The organism is Methylobacterium amylolyticum (assembly GCF_030700245.1).
Lineage (GTDB): Bacteria > Pseudomonadota > Alphaproteobacteria > Rhizobiales > Beijerinckiaceae > Methylobacterium.
Map to the genome: position 1 here is coordinate 63,813 of NZ_JAUYZI010000021.1, position 15,900 is coordinate 79,712.

Annotated in this window: 15 protein-coding genes and 1 tRNA gene; 11 read left to right on the forward strand and 5 right to left on the reverse strand. The window is 67.4% G+C overall.

The genetic code is table 11. The features are described from left to right. The first annotated feature begins 2 nt into the window (after nucleotides 1-2). The gene (locus tag Q8W71_RS16130) at nucleotides 3-875 is read left to right on the forward strand and encodes an IS1 family transposase (RefSeq protein WP_305526407.1); all 873 of its coding nucleotides are present in this window, start codon (nucleotides 3-5) and stop codon (nucleotides 873-875) included. 4 nt (nucleotides 876-879) lie between these two features. On the opposite strand, the gene Q8W71_RS16135 is transcribed toward Q8W71_RS16130, so the two are convergent. From Q8W71_RS16135 to Q8W71_RS16155, 5 genes are all read right to left on the reverse strand, one after another. Next, nucleotides 880-1,812, reverse strand: coding sequence for an FRG domain-containing protein (locus Q8W71_RS16135; RefSeq protein ID WP_305526408.1), 933 nt, complete (start codon nucleotides 1,810-1,812; stop codon nucleotides 880-882). Between the two features lie 261 nt (nucleotides 1,813-2,073). Further along, nucleotides 2,074-3,018 carry a three-Cys-motif partner protein TcmP gene (tcmP, locus tag Q8W71_RS16140; protein WP_305526409.1) on the reverse strand — a complete coding sequence of 315 codons (945 nt, stop codon included), beginning with the start codon at nucleotides 3,016-3,018 and terminating at the stop codon, nucleotides 2,074-2,076. After that, complete coding sequence (locus tag Q8W71_RS16145) at nucleotides 3,015-3,767, reverse strand: DUF5131 family protein (protein WP_305526410.1); 753 nt, start codon at nucleotides 3,765-3,767, stop codon at nucleotides 3,015-3,017. The genes tcmP and Q8W71_RS16145 overlap by 4 nt, the downstream gene beginning before the upstream one ends. A gap of 113 nt (nucleotides 3,768-3,880) precedes the next feature. After that, complete coding sequence (locus Q8W71_RS16150) at nucleotides 3,881-5,524, reverse strand: site-specific integrase (protein WP_305526411.1); 1,644 nt, start codon at nucleotides 5,522-5,524, stop codon at nucleotides 3,881-3,883. A gap of 77 nt (nucleotides 5,525-5,601) precedes the next feature. After that, nucleotides 5,602-5,676 (reverse strand) — tRNA-Thr (locus tag Q8W71_RS16155). Nucleotides 5,677-5,919: 243 nt separating this feature from the next. On the opposite strand from Q8W71_RS16155, the gene Q8W71_RS16160 reads away from it, so the two are divergent. From Q8W71_RS16160 to Q8W71_RS16205, 10 genes are all read left to right on the forward strand, one after another. Next, the gene (locus Q8W71_RS16160) at nucleotides 5,920-6,612 is read left to right on the forward strand and encodes a GntR family transcriptional regulator (protein WP_305526412.1); all 693 of its coding nucleotides are present in this window, start codon (nucleotides 5,920-5,922) and stop codon (nucleotides 6,610-6,612) included. Nucleotides 6,613-6,697: 85 nt separating this feature from the next. Further along, complete coding sequence (locus Q8W71_RS16165; RefSeq protein ID WP_305526413.1) at nucleotides 6,698-7,450, forward strand: ABC transporter ATP-binding protein; 753 nt, start codon at nucleotides 6,698-6,700, stop codon at nucleotides 7,448-7,450. Continuing rightward, entirely contained in the window at nucleotides 7,443-8,198 is a 756-nt protein-coding gene (locus Q8W71_RS16170; protein WP_305526414.1) for an ABC transporter ATP-binding protein, read from the forward strand. The genes Q8W71_RS16165 and Q8W71_RS16170 overlap by 8 nt, the downstream gene beginning before the upstream one ends. 93 nt (nucleotides 8,199-8,291) lie before the next feature. Further along, entirely contained in the window at nucleotides 8,292-9,512 is a 1,221-nt protein-coding gene (locus tag Q8W71_RS16175) for an ABC transporter substrate-binding protein (RefSeq protein WP_305526415.1), read from the forward strand. A gap of 198 nt (nucleotides 9,513-9,710) precedes the next feature. Next, on the forward strand, nucleotides 9,711-10,613 hold the full coding sequence (locus tag Q8W71_RS16180; RefSeq protein ID WP_305526416.1) for a branched-chain amino acid ABC transporter permease: 903 nt from the start codon (nucleotides 9,711-9,713) through the stop codon (nucleotides 10,611-10,613). Nucleotides 10,614-10,622: 9 nt separating this feature from the next. Next, complete coding sequence (locus Q8W71_RS16185) at nucleotides 10,623-11,624, forward strand: branched-chain amino acid ABC transporter permease (protein WP_305526417.1); 1,002 nt, start codon at nucleotides 10,623-10,625, stop codon at nucleotides 11,622-11,624. Nucleotides 11,625-11,758: 134 nt separating this feature from the next. After that, nucleotides 11,759-12,655, forward strand: coding sequence for a dihydrodipicolinate synthase family protein (locus tag Q8W71_RS16190; RefSeq protein WP_305526418.1), 897 nt, complete (start codon nucleotides 11,759-11,761; stop codon nucleotides 12,653-12,655). A gap of 786 nt (nucleotides 12,656-13,441) precedes the next feature. Beyond that, nucleotides 13,442-13,618: a hypothetical protein gene (locus tag Q8W71_RS16195; protein WP_305526419.1), complete on the forward strand. Its 177-nt coding sequence runs from the start codon at nucleotides 13,442-13,444 to the stop codon at nucleotides 13,616-13,618. Next, nucleotides 13,615-14,571, forward strand: coding sequence for an antibiotic biosynthesis monooxygenase (locus Q8W71_RS16200; protein WP_305526420.1), 957 nt, complete (start codon nucleotides 13,615-13,617; stop codon nucleotides 14,569-14,571). The genes Q8W71_RS16195 and Q8W71_RS16200 overlap by 4 nt, the downstream gene beginning before the upstream one ends. A 128-nt stretch (nucleotides 14,572-14,699) precedes the next feature. After that, nucleotides 14,700-15,848 (forward strand): hypothetical protein, encoded by a 1,149-nt coding sequence (locus Q8W71_RS16205; protein ID WP_305526421.1) that lies wholly within the window; start codon nucleotides 14,700-14,702, stop codon nucleotides 15,846-15,848. Nucleotides 15,849-15,900 lie beyond the last annotated feature (52 nt).

Consider the following 15,900-nt stretch of genomic DNA (forward strand, 5'->3'; position numbering starts at 1 on the left):
CTATGAACAGGCTCTCCGCCACTGACCGTGCGCGCATTCTGCACCTCCTGTGCGAGGGTAGTTCGATCCGCGCCGTGGTCCGCCTCACCGGGGCCAGCAAGAACACCGTCGCCAAGCTGCTCGTGGACGCCGGGAAGGCGTGCGCGGCCTATCACGATGAGCACGTCCGCAATGTCCGGGCGAAGCGCGTCCAAGTCGATGAGATCTGGAGCTTCACCTACGCCAAGCAGAAGAACGTGGCGGGCGCCAAGGCGGCCCCGGACGGCGCTGGCGACACATGGACGTGGGCGGCGATCGACGCCGACACGAAGCTCGTGCTGTCCTACTTCATCGGTGCCCGGGACGGCGAGTGCGCCTCGTGGTTCATCACCGACCTCAAGGAACGGCTCGCCAAGAAGGTGCAGCTCACCTCAGACGGCCATAAGGCGTACCTTGAGGCGGTCGAGGATGCGTTCGGCGCGGACGTGGACTACGCGCAGCTCGTGAAGATCTACGGTAGCCCGCCCGGCGCCGAGGAGGGCCGCTACAGCCCCGTGGAGTGTACCGGGGCGGTCAAGCACAAGATCGAGGGCGCGCCCGATCCTGCGCACGTCTCCACGTCCTACGTGGAGCGTCAGAACCTCACCATGCGGATGCACATGCGCCGGTTCACCCGGATCACGAACGCGTTCTCGAAGAAGGTCGAGCATCACGCCTACGCGGTGGCGCTGCACTTCCTGTACTACAACTTCGTTCGGCTGCACGGGAAGCTGCGGGTCAGCCCGGCGATGGCGGCGGGCGTGACCGATCGGCTGTGGGAGATCGGCGATATCGTCGCGCTAGTAGAGGTGGTTGATGCGAAGCCTAGCAAACGCGGATCTTATAAAAAAACTTGAATGTCTAATCCTCGAAGTTGTCAGACAGAGGCGTTATTTTCCTCATTATATACTTTGCAGATGATTCGATCTCCGGAAACAACGAACTTTCATTTATATTAATTACATCTAATTCATCTAATAGAGATTTTTTTGACGCGGCAGGTATAGCTATTCTAGTAATTTGAATATCTGACTCGTTATTGTCTAATAAACCAGTTTCTAAACCGAAGGCAAGAAATGCCCCTTGTTGCGCAATGATTCTCTTATTGTTTTGCTTGGGTTTTACAACATGAGTTCGAAAAAGATCCTCAGGCTCAATTTCTGGCAAAAAGTGGGGTTTTTCTCCGCGAATAAATTGCAACAATCTGCGCCCGGCAGTACAATTTACGATTAGATTAGTACTGTTTGCTGCTCTCAATTCATTACGTTCGCTGCCGCTAAGATTCGAAAGATTTGCGACGCAACTAATGGCGTCGCTATCGTAATACTTGATTAATCTTTTGTCGATGCTGAATCGAACAACGTGTCCATCTTCATTTTTGCTGCTCTTGCAGCAGAAATACAAGCCAACCAATGGATTGTAGCTTACATCCATAAGGCGCGTCGGAAGTGAGAAGTGCTGCATACGGACTAGTTGATCGAATACGCTGCGATCTTCAAGAAACTCTCCAGGATGCAGGGCAATCAGTTCCCGGCGAATGCTTTTTTCATCCCTGCGATGGTTTTTATCGCGGAACAAACTAGGAAGTATTTTGTAAGAGTTCTTGGAATGACCCCGATATAGATGAGTCTTATTTGTTGAGGCGTTAAATTGTTTAATCTCATCGATGTACTGCGACAGTTTTGCGATAGGAGCAATTTTAGGCTGCCCGACTAATGGCCTTTTCACCGTGGCAGCGGGCTTTGCCGAACCAGTTTGCGCCTTTTTGGTAACTATTATCTTCGCCACGGTCATGCCCCGCCTACGGGGGCAGATCGTAAGCGCGGCGGCTCATTGAGCGCAAGAGATTTCAAACTGACCCACTGCCCGGCTCCCCTATCAGCAGCGGGGTCAAAGCCGATGTGATCCTGTCCCGCTACGTGGTCGGTGAGGTGCCGCCTGGGCTGCGCCGGCTCGTCACCATCGGCATCAGCAAGAGCGCCCGAGACGTGCGCCTAAAGGAAGGGCGGTCCATGCTTGAGATGCCGTTGTCCGCACTCGCCTGTCCCGTAGCAGCTACAAGAGGACCGGCTTCTGCCTCGATGTGCCCTTGGGCTTCATGGTCAGGATGTAGTCGGCGCCCTTCAGCCCTTCCGCACGAGGTCCAGCCCAGATGAGGTAGTATAGGCGCCCACCCCTCGTGTTGGTGATGAGCTGGGCGCGAGAGACGAAGCCGAACGCGGCTTCAAGGCGGCCCCTATACCAGTCGAGAAGCCGCGTCTCGCTGTCCGCGAACTTGACGGTGCGCGTGCCGCCCAGGTCTGTGACTTCCTCGTAGGCGTAATCTCGCCAGTCCGGCGTCCCGAAGAAGGCGTCGAGCGAGATGCTCCAGCCCGAGGGGATCTCCCCGGTCTTCGGCATCATGCGCCGGATGGCCATGCCCATCGGGAAGTTGATCATCACCTCGATGGCCTTCGTGGCAGCCAGGGCCTCGATGGTCTTCCAGGGCACCTGGATGCCGAAAGGGTCCAGGAAGATGTAGGCGCGATGGGTCCTCTTGCTAAACCCGGAGCCGAGGAGAGCAAGGAGCGCGCTGTTCGCGTCACCGGGCACGATCTCGATGTTCCGCGACCCGTTGTACTCGGTCTGGAGCGCTTGGAGATCAGCAAGGCGCCCCGGGTCCTTCTCGATGAAGATGTAGCGGTGGAAGGGGTTCGGGAGGTCGAGCGCGATGCGCGGCGAACCCTTCAAGTACCGGGCCTCCTCCGCGATGGGATCAGCCACCGGAGGCAGCTCGTCCGCGAAGAGGTCTGGAAGGCCGCTCGGTTCAACCGGCTTGCTGTCCTTCGGCCTCTGGCGCACTTCCGAGAGACCTGGCCCAGCGAAGGCGTCCACGTAGACCTTCTGCCAATAGGGCATGTTCTTGAGGTAAGTCGTCCAGTAGTCGAGGCCCCGGTGGAGGCTGTCGAGCTTCTGTTCTGCCCAAGGGCCGACCTTCTTGTCCTTGGGGCGCTTGGTCATGCTGCGTTAACCGGGGTCCGATCTAGGGCGATCTCCGGGAACTCTGACCACTCCCGGCCATCCAGAAGGCGCCCTCCCGCCTTCGGGCGATGTCCCCCCCACTGCTTGAAGAAGAACGCCACTCCCGCAGCGCGGCACTGGTCTCGGACATCTCGGACCCACTCGGGGGCCATCGGCCGTGCCCGGGGGCCGCTCTCTCCCCCGACGATGACCCAGTCGATCCCGAGAAGGTCCATGCGGCCGATGGGCCCGATCAAGGGCTCAACGGACAGGAACCTGATGCCGGCTGGTGCTTCCCGCAGATGGCGCACACGCGATAGTTTGGTGCCGTCCTCAACTGAGACGCCGCACCAGATGTGCGCTGGCCCCCTGCCGCTCCCGTAGCGCCGCCGGAGGTAGGCACGCATCAGCGATGACCGCTTGGTGAGGACCTGGAAGGTGTGCCAGTCCGCGCGCTCCATCGTGTCGAAGACCCCGTCGATGAACGAGACCGGCAACTCCTTGTGAAAGAGGTCGCTCATCGAGTTCACGAAGATCATCTTCGGCTGCCGCCAGAGCAGCGGCTGGTGGAGGCGAGCGGGGCGGAGCGTCAGGTCGAAGCCGGTCTCGAACGGGTGGCCAGGAACGCCCCTGAACCGCTCCGAGAACCGTTCCGCGTAGCAATGGTCACAGCCCGCGCTGATCTTTGTGCAGCCCGTAACCGGGTTCCACGTCGCGTCCGTCCACTCGATGGTACTCGTCTCGGCCATTGCCTCTTCAGCCCTAACCAGAACAGATCTTAGCCGCTTCAGAAGGAAGCGCTAGGCGTGCTGACGAGACGATTATGCACCCGGGAGCTGATTCATCCCCTGCACAAAGCCTGCTACGCCACGTTGCCTTCCACCTTCATGGGATCGAGCCGCAATAACTCCCTCGCGAGCACCGCGATAGGGAACTCCCCATACTCCCGGTTCTGGCTCCCAGGGGCATGGCCGGCGATGGCCTCAACGTACTGCTCCTCGATCCCGGCGTGCCGGCAGCAAGTCATGAACCTGTGCCGGATCGCGTGCAGCACCTTCCCGAGATCGGGAGCGGCCACGATCTTGCCCGCCCACTCAGCCAGCTCACGAGCCACAAGGTCGCCCTGGGAGATTCGGGCGTCGGCTCTGCGGCGCTGGGAGGGGTTATAGAACAGGGGGCCGACAGGTGCCGCCTCCACGAAGGTCAGGAAGCCCAGCTCGATCAAGCGGGGGTGAACGGGGACCACGCGGGCGTCGCCCTTGATCCCCTCCCCTGCGTCAGGCGTGAACTGGATTGTCGCCCCGTCTGGGCGAACCGACACGTCCTCGCTGCGGAGCTGCGCCACGGCGCCGATACGGGAGCCGGTGTAGAAGCACACGAGGGTGGCCCATCGACGTGCCGCGGGGAGGGTCCGAGGCTGCGCCTCGACCACGTGAACAGCCAGGGCAGCCTCAACAAGACGGTGTGCCTCTATGTCCGTCAGCCCCTTTGGCCGCGTGGCGCGGGCCTTCACCACCTTGATACCCACCCCCGCCGCAGGGTTGGCCTTGATCCCGGTTAGGGTCGCCTTGGTGGTCGCCCAGCCGTAGACGGAGCTAAGGGCGGCCTTGTGCACGTCACGGGCTGCGCGTGGCGAGAGCGGGCTGTCAGCGGCCTCCATCCGAGCCTCGACGTACCGCTGGAGGTCGCCTGACGAGACCTCACGGGCATCAGGGTTACCCAGGAAGTCGCTCACCGCGCTGAAGACGCCCTTGTAGCGACGCTTGGTGTCCGGGGAGGTGTTCTGCTGCTCCGGGTGCTTCTCCCACCGCTCGAACAAGGCCGCCATCGTCAGCTTGGACCTGCCGCGCGGTGTGGGCGCACTGAACGCCGGGACTTCAGGGAAGCGGTCGGCCTGGGGATCAGGCGTGTAGTCCCCAGCAGCGCGGCCCATCAGCACGACGTTCCCTTGGCGAACTGCTCCCGAGACCTGCTCCAGCAGACGAGCGCGGCTGTCCGCGTCCACCCACAATCCCTTACCCTGGAGGATGGCGGTCACCCTGGTGCCGAACAGGCTCTCCCGGTCGCGGAGCTGGCGTTCCGCGTCCGTCTCGATCTTGAGTGAGGCTGGCCCGAGTTGGCCCAGTTCGGCTTTGAGGTTCTCAACCTCGGCCTTCAGCCACCGCTCAACCTCGCCGGGATCGTCCTCATGCTCTGCGATGAGCGCCCGGTAGACCTCGCCGGAGAGCGCCACAGCCTCCTTATGCGACAGGTGCCGCGGGCCAGTCCTCAAGGCCGCGAAGGTGGTCTCTACATCGGCCGAGATGCGGGCGTGGGCGGCCTTCGCTTGTGTGCTGTTGGCGGTGCCCAGAGTGAGCGTGATGCCCTCCTTGCCCCATCCTGACGGTCTCACGAACGAAGCCCCGAGCTTGTCGAGGATGCGCCGAATGTCCGCCGGGTATCGGCGCCGGAACTGGTGGTTGAGTGTGCCGAGACGGGCGGACGGACGGGCCATCTGGAGGACCATGTGTAGCAGCCGTGTGTAGCAGTTGGCCGCTGAATCCTCAACTAAACCGGTAACTTGCTGAGATCGTTCGATGATCGTGGTGCCGGTGGAGAGGATCGAACTCCCGACCTTCGGTTTACAAAACCGCTGCACTACCGCTGTGCTACACCGGCGCGCGCTCGGAAACCGTTGACGGGTCTGACGGTTTCGGGGCGTCGAGACCCTTTCACTACGTCCGGAGGTGGTTCGTCAAGGCGCTGGAACCGCCGCGTCGCGCCGCCGCGGCCATCCCTGGAATCCGCGGGACCGGAAGGACGGGCGGGACGGCTCGGTGCCGTAGCGTGATCGCCGTGCGCGGGTCCGGTTGCATCCCCGGACAGCAAGCGGATAAAATATACACTGCGATGCGAGGCCCGATGTCCCCTGCGACCCGCCCCAGGTCCGGTCCCGACCGGCTGCGCCACAAGACCGTCTCCGCAGCCGTCGCCGACGCGCTCCGGCAGCGTATCCTCAACGGGGACCTCGCGCCGGGCGTCCAGCTCCGGCAGGACGCGCTCGCGGAGGCGTTCGGCATCAGCCGGATCCCGATCCGGGAGGCCCTGCTCCAGCTCGAAGCGGCCGGCCTCGTGCGGATCGTGCCGCATCGCGGGGCGGTGGTCGCCGGCCTGACGGTGGAGGAGGTCGAGGACATCTTCCAGCTCCGCGTGCAGCTCGAACCGCAGCTCCTGCTGCTCTCCGCACCCCGCTTCTCGGAGGCCGATGTCCGCGCGCTCCACGACCTGACGGCGGAGTACGGCGCGGCGCTCCAGGCCGGGGAGGTCGACCGCTGGGGGGAGCTGAACCGGCGCTTCCACCTCGACCTGCTCCGCCACGCCGACCGGCCGCGCTCGCTCAGCATCGTCTCCGGTCTGCTGCAGGATTGCGACCGCCCGACCCGCCTCCAGCTCTCCGTCTCGGGCGACGTGGCCCGCGCCGATGCCGAGCACACCCGCATCGTCGCGCTCTGCGAGGCCGGGCAGATCGCGCAGGCCGCCGACCTGCTGCGCGCGCACATCGCCAACGCCGCCACCTCGCTGGTGGCGATCTATCGGCGCGCGCACGCCGCGTGAACGGGACGGACGCGCTCCGAATGCGGGTGCTTGACCGTCCGCAGATTTTATACAATCTACAACTCGGAGATTCGGCGAGGCCCTCGTGTCGGATTGCGCGCTGGAGACGGTGGGACTGACCAAGGCCTTCGGCGGCTTCACGGCCGTGCGGAACGTCGCCCTGAAGGTCCGCCGCCACGCGATCCACGCGCTGATCGGCCCGAACGGCGCCGGCAAGACCACCGTCTTCAACCTGCTGACCAAGGTGCACGCCCCGACCGGTGGACGGATCCTGTACGAGGGGGCGGACATCACGGGCGAGAACGCGGCGGCCATCGCCCGGCGCGGCATCGTGCGCTCGTTCCAGATCTCGGCGACCTTCCCGCACATGAGCGTGCGCGACAACGTCCGGGTCGCGCTCCAGCGGCGGCTCGGCACGCAGTACCAGTTCTGGCGCTCGGTCCGCTCGCTCGCGGTGCTCGACGCGCGGGCGATGGCGCTGCTCGGCGATGTCGGGCTCGCCGATTACGCCGAGGCCAACGCCGCCGACCTGTCCTACGGGCGCAAGCGCACCCTGGAGATCGCCACCACACTCGCCCTCGACCCGCCGCTGCTCCTCCTCGACGAGCCGACCCAGGGCATGGCCCTCGACGACGTCGACCGGATCAAGCGGCTGATCCGCCGGATCGCTCAAGGCCGCACCATCCTCATGGTCGAGCACAACATGTCGGTGGTGGCCGACCTGTGCGACACGATCACCGTGCTGCAGCGCGGCGAGATCCTGGCGCAGGGCAGCTACGCCGAGGTCTCCGCCGACCCGGCGGTGAAGGCCGCCTATCTCGGGGGCGGGCATGGCTGAGACGATCCAGCCCAAGGCGATCCCACCCGAAGCGATCCTGCCCGAGGCGGCGCCCGTCCTGGAGATCCGCGGCCTGGAGGCGTGGTACGGCGAGAGCCACGTCCTGCACGGCATCGACCTCACCGTCCGCGAGGGCGAGTGCGTGACCCTGCTCGGCCGCAACGGGGCCGGGCGCAGCACCACGCTCAAGGCGATCCTCGGCCTGACCGACCGCCGGGCGGGCTCGGTGCGGGTGCGCGGGCAGGAGACGATCCGGCTCAGCACCCACAGAATCGCCCGGCTCGGCCTCGGCTACTGCCCGGAGGAGCGCGGCATCTACCGCACGCTCACCACGCAGGAGAACCTGACCCTGCTGCCGCAGCTCGGGCCGGACGGGATGAGCGTCGCCGAGGTGCTGGCGATGTTCCCCAACCTCGCCGAGCGGGCCGACAGCTACGGCGGCCGCCTGTCCGGCGGCGAGCAGCAGATGCTGGCGCTCGGCCGCATCCTGACCACGGGGGCCCGGATCCTTCTGCTCGACGAGATCACCGAGGGGCTCGCCCCGGTCATCGTCGAGGCGCTCGGCCGGGCCGTGGCGCTGCTGAAGGATCGCGGCTTCACGGTCGTGCTGGTCGAGCAGAACTTCCACTTCGCCCGGCACCTCGCCGACCGCCACTACGTGATCGAGCACGGCCGCGTGGCCGCCGAGATCGCGGCGGGCGACGTCGCGGCGCGCGAGGCGGAGGTCGGGCGCCTGCTCGGCGTCTGACGCCGGATCCCGGGGCCCCTCTCCCCGGGATCCGGCACGCGGTTCACGAGAGGCCCAGATGGGCGGACACGGGGCGGACGGGAGGCACGGGACATGCGGTCGCGGTTCATCGGTTCACTGCTCGGCGCGTCGCTCGCGTCGCTCACGCTCCCGGCGCTCGCCGCCGACGCGGTCAGCGACGGCGTCGTCAAGGTCGGCATCCTGAACGACCTGTCGGGCATCTACTCCGACTTCACCGGCCGCGGCTCGGCGGCGGCGGCGCAGATCGCCATCGACGAGATGGGCGGCAAGGTGCTGGGTGCCCCGGTCGAGCTGATCGCCGCCGACCACCAGAACAAGCCCGACATCGCCGCCAACCTCGCCCGCGAGTGGTTCGACCAGGGCAAGGTCGACATGATTGCCGACTTCCCGACCTCCTCCACCGCGCTCGCCGTGATGGAGATCGCCAAGCAGAAGAACCGGGTGACGATGCTCTCGGCCGCCGTCGCCATGGCGGCGATCACCGACAAGTGCTCGCCGCTGAACGCGCAGTGGATGACCGACACCTACGCGCTCGCCGCCGGCACCGCCAAGGCGCTGCTGAAGACCGGCCGCAAGACCTGGTACTTCGTCACCGCCGACTACACCTTCGGCCATTCCCTGGAGAAGGACGCCGCCTCCGTCGTCGAGGCGGAGGGCGGCAAGGTGCTCGGCGTCTCCCGCCACCCCTTCCCGGGCGGCGACTTCTCGTCCTTCATGCTCAAGGCCCAGGCCAGCGGCGCGCAGGTCATCGCGCTCGCCAACGCCGGCAGCGACACCATCAACGCCGTCAAGCAGGCGGCCGAGTACGGTATCGGCCGCACCGACAAGCAGGTCATCGCGCCGCTGCTCATGTACATCACCGACGTGAAGAGCTTAGGCTTGGCCAAGGCCCAGGACATGTACCTGACGGAAGCGTTCTACTGGGATTACGACGACCGCTCGCGGGCGTTCGCCGAGAAGTTCTTCGCCAAGATGAAGCGCATGCCGAGCGCCTCGCAGGCGGCGGTGTACTCGGCGACCCTGAACTATCTCAAGGCGATCCAGGCGGCCGGCACCGACGAGGCCGGGGCGGTGATGGCCAAGCTGCGCTCCATGACCATCGACGACGCGGTGATCCGCAACGGGCACCTGCGCGCCGACGGCGCCCTCGTCCACGACATGCTGCTCCTCCAGGTGAAGAAACCCTCCGAGTCGAAGCGCGACTGGGACTTCTACAACGTCCGCGCCGTGCTGAAGGGCGAGGACGTGTTCCCGAAGCCCTCCGACGCCTGCCCTCTCAACGCAAAGGGCTAGGAGGAATCCCTCCCCCTCTGCGGGGGAGGGTGCCGAGCGGAGCGAGGCGGGAGAGGGGCGGCGCGACGGTCCAGGATACGGGCCCCGCCGCGACCTCTCCGGACGCGGCGCTCCCCTCACCCGACCCCCTGCGGGGGCCACCCTCCCCCGCATTGGGGGGAGGGCGATCCGCCAACTCAACCCGCCGGTGACCCCACGATGGACATCACCTTCCAGGGCTTCATGGCCCAGCTCACGATCGGCCTCATCGGCGGCTGCTTCTACGCCATGCTCAGCATGGGGCTCGCCATCATCTTCGGGCTCCTGAACATCATCAACTTCACCCACGGGGCGCAGTTCATGATGGCGGCGTTCCTGGCCTGGATCGGCCTGACGCAGCTCGGCCCCTGGCTCGGCTATCCGGACTTCCAGATCAACTTCTGGGTCGCGCTGGTGCTGGCGCCGCTCTGCGTGGCCCTGTTCGGCATGGCGATCGAGCGCAGCCTGCTGCGCCGCCTCTACCACCTCGACCACCTCTACGGGCTGCTCCTGACCTTCGGCGTGGCGCTGGTGATGGAGGGCGGCTTCCGCTACGCCTTCGGCGTCTCCGGACAGGGCTACGAGCCGCCGGAGATCCTCCAGGGCCCGGTCGATGTCGGGTTCATGCTGCTGCCGAAGTACCGCGTCTTCGTGGTCTTCGCCTCGCTGCTGATCTGCTTCGCCACGTGGTACCTGTTCGAGCGCACCAAGCTCGGCGCCTACCTGCGGGCCGGCACCGAGAACCCGCGCCTGCTCCAGGCCTTCGGCATCAACGTGCCGGTGATGATCACCCTGACCTACGGCTTCGGGGTGGCGCTCGCCGGGATCGCGGGCGTGCTCGCCGCGCCGATCATGCAGGTGACGCCGCTGATGGGCGGCAGCCTGCTCAACATCGTCTTCGCCGTGGTGGTGATCGGTGGCCTCGGCTCGATCCTCGGCTCGATGATGACCGGCCTCGCCCTCGGGCTGATCGAGGGCCTGACCAAGGTCGTCTACCCGGAGGCCTCGACCGTGGTGGTGTTCGTGATCATGGCGCTCGCCCTGCTCGTGCGCCCGGCCGGCCTGTTCGGCCGCGAAGTCTGAGGGGCGCCGATGTCGACCACCTTCAAGATCTTTCTCGCGCTCTGCGCCGCCGCCCTCGTCGTGCCGTTCGTGCCGGGCCTGATCTACCCGGTCTTCGTGATGAAGGTGATGTGTTACGGGCTGTTCGCCTGCGCCTTCAACCTGCTGCTCGGATTCACCGGGCTCGTCTCCTTCGCGCACGCCGCCTTCCTCGGCAGCGCCGGCTACGTCACCGGCGCCCTGATGATCCGCTTCGGCGCCCACCCGCTCGGCATGCCCGCGGCGCTCGCGGCGGGCGTCGCGGCCGCCGCCCTGGTCGGCTTCGCCATCGGCGGCCTCGCGATCCGACGCCGGGGCATTTACTTCGCGATGATCACCCTGGCGCTGTCGCAGATCGTCTACTTCCTGGCGGTGCAGTTCCGCTGGACCGGCGGCGAGGACGGGCTCCAGGGCATCCCCCGCGGCAGCCTCCTCGGCCTCGACCTCTCCTCCGATACGACGATGTACTACGTGACCCTGGCGCTGTTCGCGGCGGGCTTCCTGTTCGTCGACCGGGTGGTGCACTCGCCCTTCGGCCAGATTCTCCAGGCGGTGCGGGACAACGAGGCGCGGGCGACCTCGCTCGGCTACGACACCGGCCGCTTCAAGCTGATCGCCTTCGTGCTCTCGGCGGGGGTGGCGGGCTACGCCGGGGCGCTCAAGGCGCTCGTGTTCCAACTCGTCTCGCTCAACGACGTCTCGCTCCACACCTCCACCGAGGTGGTGCTGATGACGCTGCTCGGCGGCGTCGGCACCATCTTCGGGCCGCTCGTCGGCGCCGCCCTGGTGGTCGGGCTCCAGAACTACCTCGCCACGATCGGCGACCTCGTCACGGTGGTGATCGGCCTGATCTTCATCGTCTGCGTCTCGTTCTTCCGGCGCGGCTTCGTCGGCGAGTTCCTGCACCTGCGCCGACGGCGCGCCGAGCGCGCGACACGCCGCCCGGCGCTGCGGCCGGAGCCCGAGACCGCGCCCGCCGCCGAGCCCGCCTGACCGGCGCCTCACCGTCCCGCGCGGACGAACCACGAGATCCGCCGCCACGCCCGGTCGACGCGTGCGCGGAACAGGGCGTCCTGCGCCCGGAGTCGGCCCCAACGCGTCACGCACACGATCAAGGACCAACAGCCATGTGGACCGGTGTCATCCCCGCCGTCACGACCAAGTTCAACGCCGACGGCAGCCTCGACCACGCCGAGATGGAGCGCTGCTTCGGCCTCCAGATGCAGGCCGGCTGCGACGGCCTCATCGTCTGCGGCTCGCTCGGCGAGGGCCCGATGCTGTCGCAGGACGAGCGCGTCGAGGTCCTGAAGCGCGCGCAAGCGGCGGCGCAGGGCAAGCCGGTGCTGATGACCGTCTCGGAGGCCGGCACCCGCGAGGCCTGCGCGCTGGCCGCCAAGGCGGCCAAGGCCGGGGCTTCCGGCCTGATGGTGGTGCCGAGCCCGATTTACCACACCGACCCGGCCGAGACGGTCGCGACCCTGCGCGCGGTGGCGGCCGCCGGCGACCTGCCGGTGATGATCTACTCCAACCGCGTCGCCTACCGGGTCGACGTGACGCCGGAGATCATGGAGGACTTGGCCGCCGACGCTCGCTTCGTGGCGATCAAGGAATCCTCCGACGACATCCGCCGCACCACCGAGATCATCAACCGCCTCGGCGACCGCTACGCCGTGCTCACCGGCGTCGACAACCTCGCCTTCGAGGCGCTGGCGGTCGGCGCCTGCGGCTGGGTCGCGGGCCTCGTCTGCGCCTTCCCGGAGGAGACGGTGGCGATCTACCGGCTGATGAAGGCCGGCCGCTACGACGAGGCGCTGGCGATCTACCGCTGGTTCCGGCCGCTGCTCGACCTCGACGTGTCGACATACCTCGTCCAGAACATCAAGCTCGCCGAGGCCATCGCGATCGGCTCCACCGAGCACGTGCGGGCGCCGCGCCGGCCGCTGGCGGGCCCGCGCCGGGCCGAGGTCGAGGCGGTCGTGCGCGCCGCGATCGAGGCCCGCGCGACCCCGGCCGCCGCGGCCTGAGACCGGGCGGCGCCGATCCCGACCGATCGTCGGAATTGGCGCGTCCGGCGGACGCCCGCCGCCCCGCCGTCGCGGGGGGCGCAGGAACGGCATCGGCCGGCGGTGGTGACGGATCGCGCCGCCGGTGGAGGCACTGGGGCCGGCCGCTGTGAGGATGGCGGGCGTCGGAACGAGATCCGGGCCCGCCCGTCGACGCCCGCCCCGCATCCTCGGACCGGGCCCCGGACGGCATCGTCGCCGCGGGGCACGCAGCCCGCCTCCCGGCGCACCCTCTCGCCGATCCGGCACGCTCACGGACGGAGCGCACCCCTGCCGCGCGGCCGCGCGGCGCCGGATCCCCAGCGTTTTTTCTTGTCGATCCGTTTCACGGCCGTGTGTGCAGCGCCCTGAACGCGCGCCTCAGCCGGGTGAAACGATTGCAAACGACCGCCGGTGATCCGGCGCGACGCACGCAACACGCGGAAATGCGCGGTTATAGTGCTGGTTCGCCGTATACAATACAGTGCCCTTCGCGACCTGTCCGGATCTTGACCGCGCCCGTATGTTGCCGTCTACTTGGTCGATGGCAATTAATGATTTGTCAATAATTGTCAAACCCCGGGGAAGATCGATCCGTTCGATCCCGACGACTGACATCGCGCGGAGCGCCGACCGGACCGGGCGGCCTCCGCGCGCGACCGGGACGGCGCGCGGTCATCGGGGATGCGCGTCACGAGGTCCTTCATCCGGCGAGGCGACGGGTTCGACGATGATCATGGCGAGTTCCGCGAGGTTCGACGGCGCGCGATGAGCCTTTCGACGGTCACCGACGTCAGACGGCCGGCCTCGCTGGAAGAGACCGGCGACGGGCATCCCGGCTGCGCCTGGCCGGCGGGGGGCACGCGACCGTTCTTCGGGCCGCAGACGGGGGCCGATGCGCCGTTCGCCCCCGACCGCCTGTTCGAGACGCGCGCCGCCCCATGAGCGCGCCCGCGGCCAGCGTCAGCATCGTGACGCAGACTTCCGTCCGGCCGGAGAGCGCCGACGCGTTCGCCCAGTGGCAGGGCGGGACCGGCGCGGTGATCGCCGGCTTCCCGGGCTTCATCGAGCAGCGGCTGATGCCGCCGCAGCCGCCGCTCCAGGTCGACTGGGTGATCCTTCAGCGCTTCCTCAGCCTGGAAGATGCGCAGCGCTGGCTGAGTTCTCCCGAGCGGCAGGCCCGCATCGAGGGCGCGGCCGCGATGCTGGTCGGGCGCGACGACGTCCACATCGTCAACGACGCCGCCAGCGCCGCCCGGACCGCCCCGGTCTCCGCGGTGATCAGCACCCGGGTGAAGCCGGGGATGGAGGCGGCGTACCTGAAGTGGGAGCAGAAGGCGGCGGCCGCCCAGTCGCGGGCCCCCGGGCTGCAAGGCTACCGCTTCGAGCCGGCCGTCCCGGGGGTCCAGGAGGACTTCGTCGCGATCCTGCGCTTCGACAGCGAGACCAACCTGCGCGCGTGGCTCGACGCGCCGGAGCGGCAGGCGCTGATCGAGGAGGCGGCGCCGCTCACGGCGGAGTTCCACACCCGGACGGTGCAGAGCGGCTTCGAGCAGTGGTTCCGGGACGCCACGCCGGCGGGGGCCCCCGCGCCCGCGGCGTGGAAGATGAACATGATCGTCATCCTGACGCTCTACCCGACCGTGTTCCTGTGGGGGCTGCTCATCGGAGCGCCGATCCTGTCGGGCGTGCTGAAGCTGGATTTCCCGGTGGCGCTGTTCATCGGCAACGTCTTCAGCGTGTTCCTCACCGCGCACCTCGTGCCCTGGACCGCCAGCCGGCTCGGCTGGTGGCTGGCGCCGGCCCCGGGCGGACGGGTCCGCGCCGATCTGCTGGGCGCGGGTCTGATGGTCGCGGCCTACGCGGCGATGATCCTCGCGTTCTGGAAGCTGTTCTGACGGGCGGATCCGGCGGCGCGCCGGGCTCGCGGGCCGCGCGCCGGCCTCGCGTCGGGCGGCCGTCATCCGGAACATCGCGGTGCCGGGCGTCCGGGCGGCGCGGAAGGGGTCGGCGGGATGATCGCGCGATGCGCATAGCGGTGCTCCGTATCGGCCTGCTCGTGGCGGCGGCCCTGACGGTCGGGGCCTGCCCGGGAGCCGGGCTGGTCGGGGCCGCCCGGGCGGCGGCGCTGCCGTATCCCGCGGCGGCGACGCCGCCTCTGCCCGGCAAGGTCCACGGCCGGCGCCCGCACGCCGCGCGGCCGCAGCCGGCCGGGGCCGCCGCGCGGGAGACCGAGGTCGCCGTGGCGGCCGCGACCGTCGCGGCGGCGCCCCCGCCCTCGGTCTTCAGCTTCACCGACACGGTCGTCAGCTACCGGTTCCAGGGGCCCTCGGCGGAGCCCGGTCTGTTCGTGAGGCGGTCCGACGGCACGGCGACCGGCGGCTTCGCGCCCCGCGCGGTGCCGAAGAACGTCGTCAACCTGTTCCACGCCAACACCTGGGCCTACGGCACGAACCTCCTCTCCCTCGACATCCTCCGGTCCGGATCCCAGGACCCGGCCGGCGACAAGCTGCGCCCGTTCAAGGATTACGGCGCCACCGAGCTCTACCTGATCTACCGGGGCGTCCTGAGCCTGAACCGGATCTTCGACACCGCGGCGCTGGCGATCCCCGGCTTCGTGAGGGATGTCGGCCTGTCGTTCGGGGCCGACGTCAACACCAAGAACACCGCCTTCGATTCCGAGAAGCGCGCCGGCACCTTCGGCCTCAGCTTCGCCTTCGACGTGCCGGTCGGGTTCGTGAACCTGAAGGTCCAGGCTTACAAGGAGTTCTCGCGCAACGGCTTCGCCGGGAACGGCTCGATCTACGGCCGGGTCCCGGGCTTCGACTACGCGCACTTCCGCAGCGTCGAGTACAAGATGACCCCGGAATTCGAGATCACCTACAGCATACCGCTGGCCTTCACCGGCCTGCCGCTGTCCCTGGCCGGGTTCAACACCATCATCCTGCCCAAGGGCCGCTACGGCGGCATCAACGAGAACGACACGCAACTCGAATTCGTCTCGCAGACCAACCTCGTCCTCGATCTCGGGGCGCTGGTCGCCGACACGCCCAACCGGGTCGAGGTGTTCGCCGGGTTCCAGTACTGGCACAACAAGTTCGGCGGCGACCCGCGCCGCACCATCAACACCGAGGAGAAGGCTTTGGTCGCGGGCATCGCCTACCACCTGAAATAGGGCATCGTCCCGAAAGGTGGTCACCGGCTTTCGGAAAAGATGATGCAAAAAC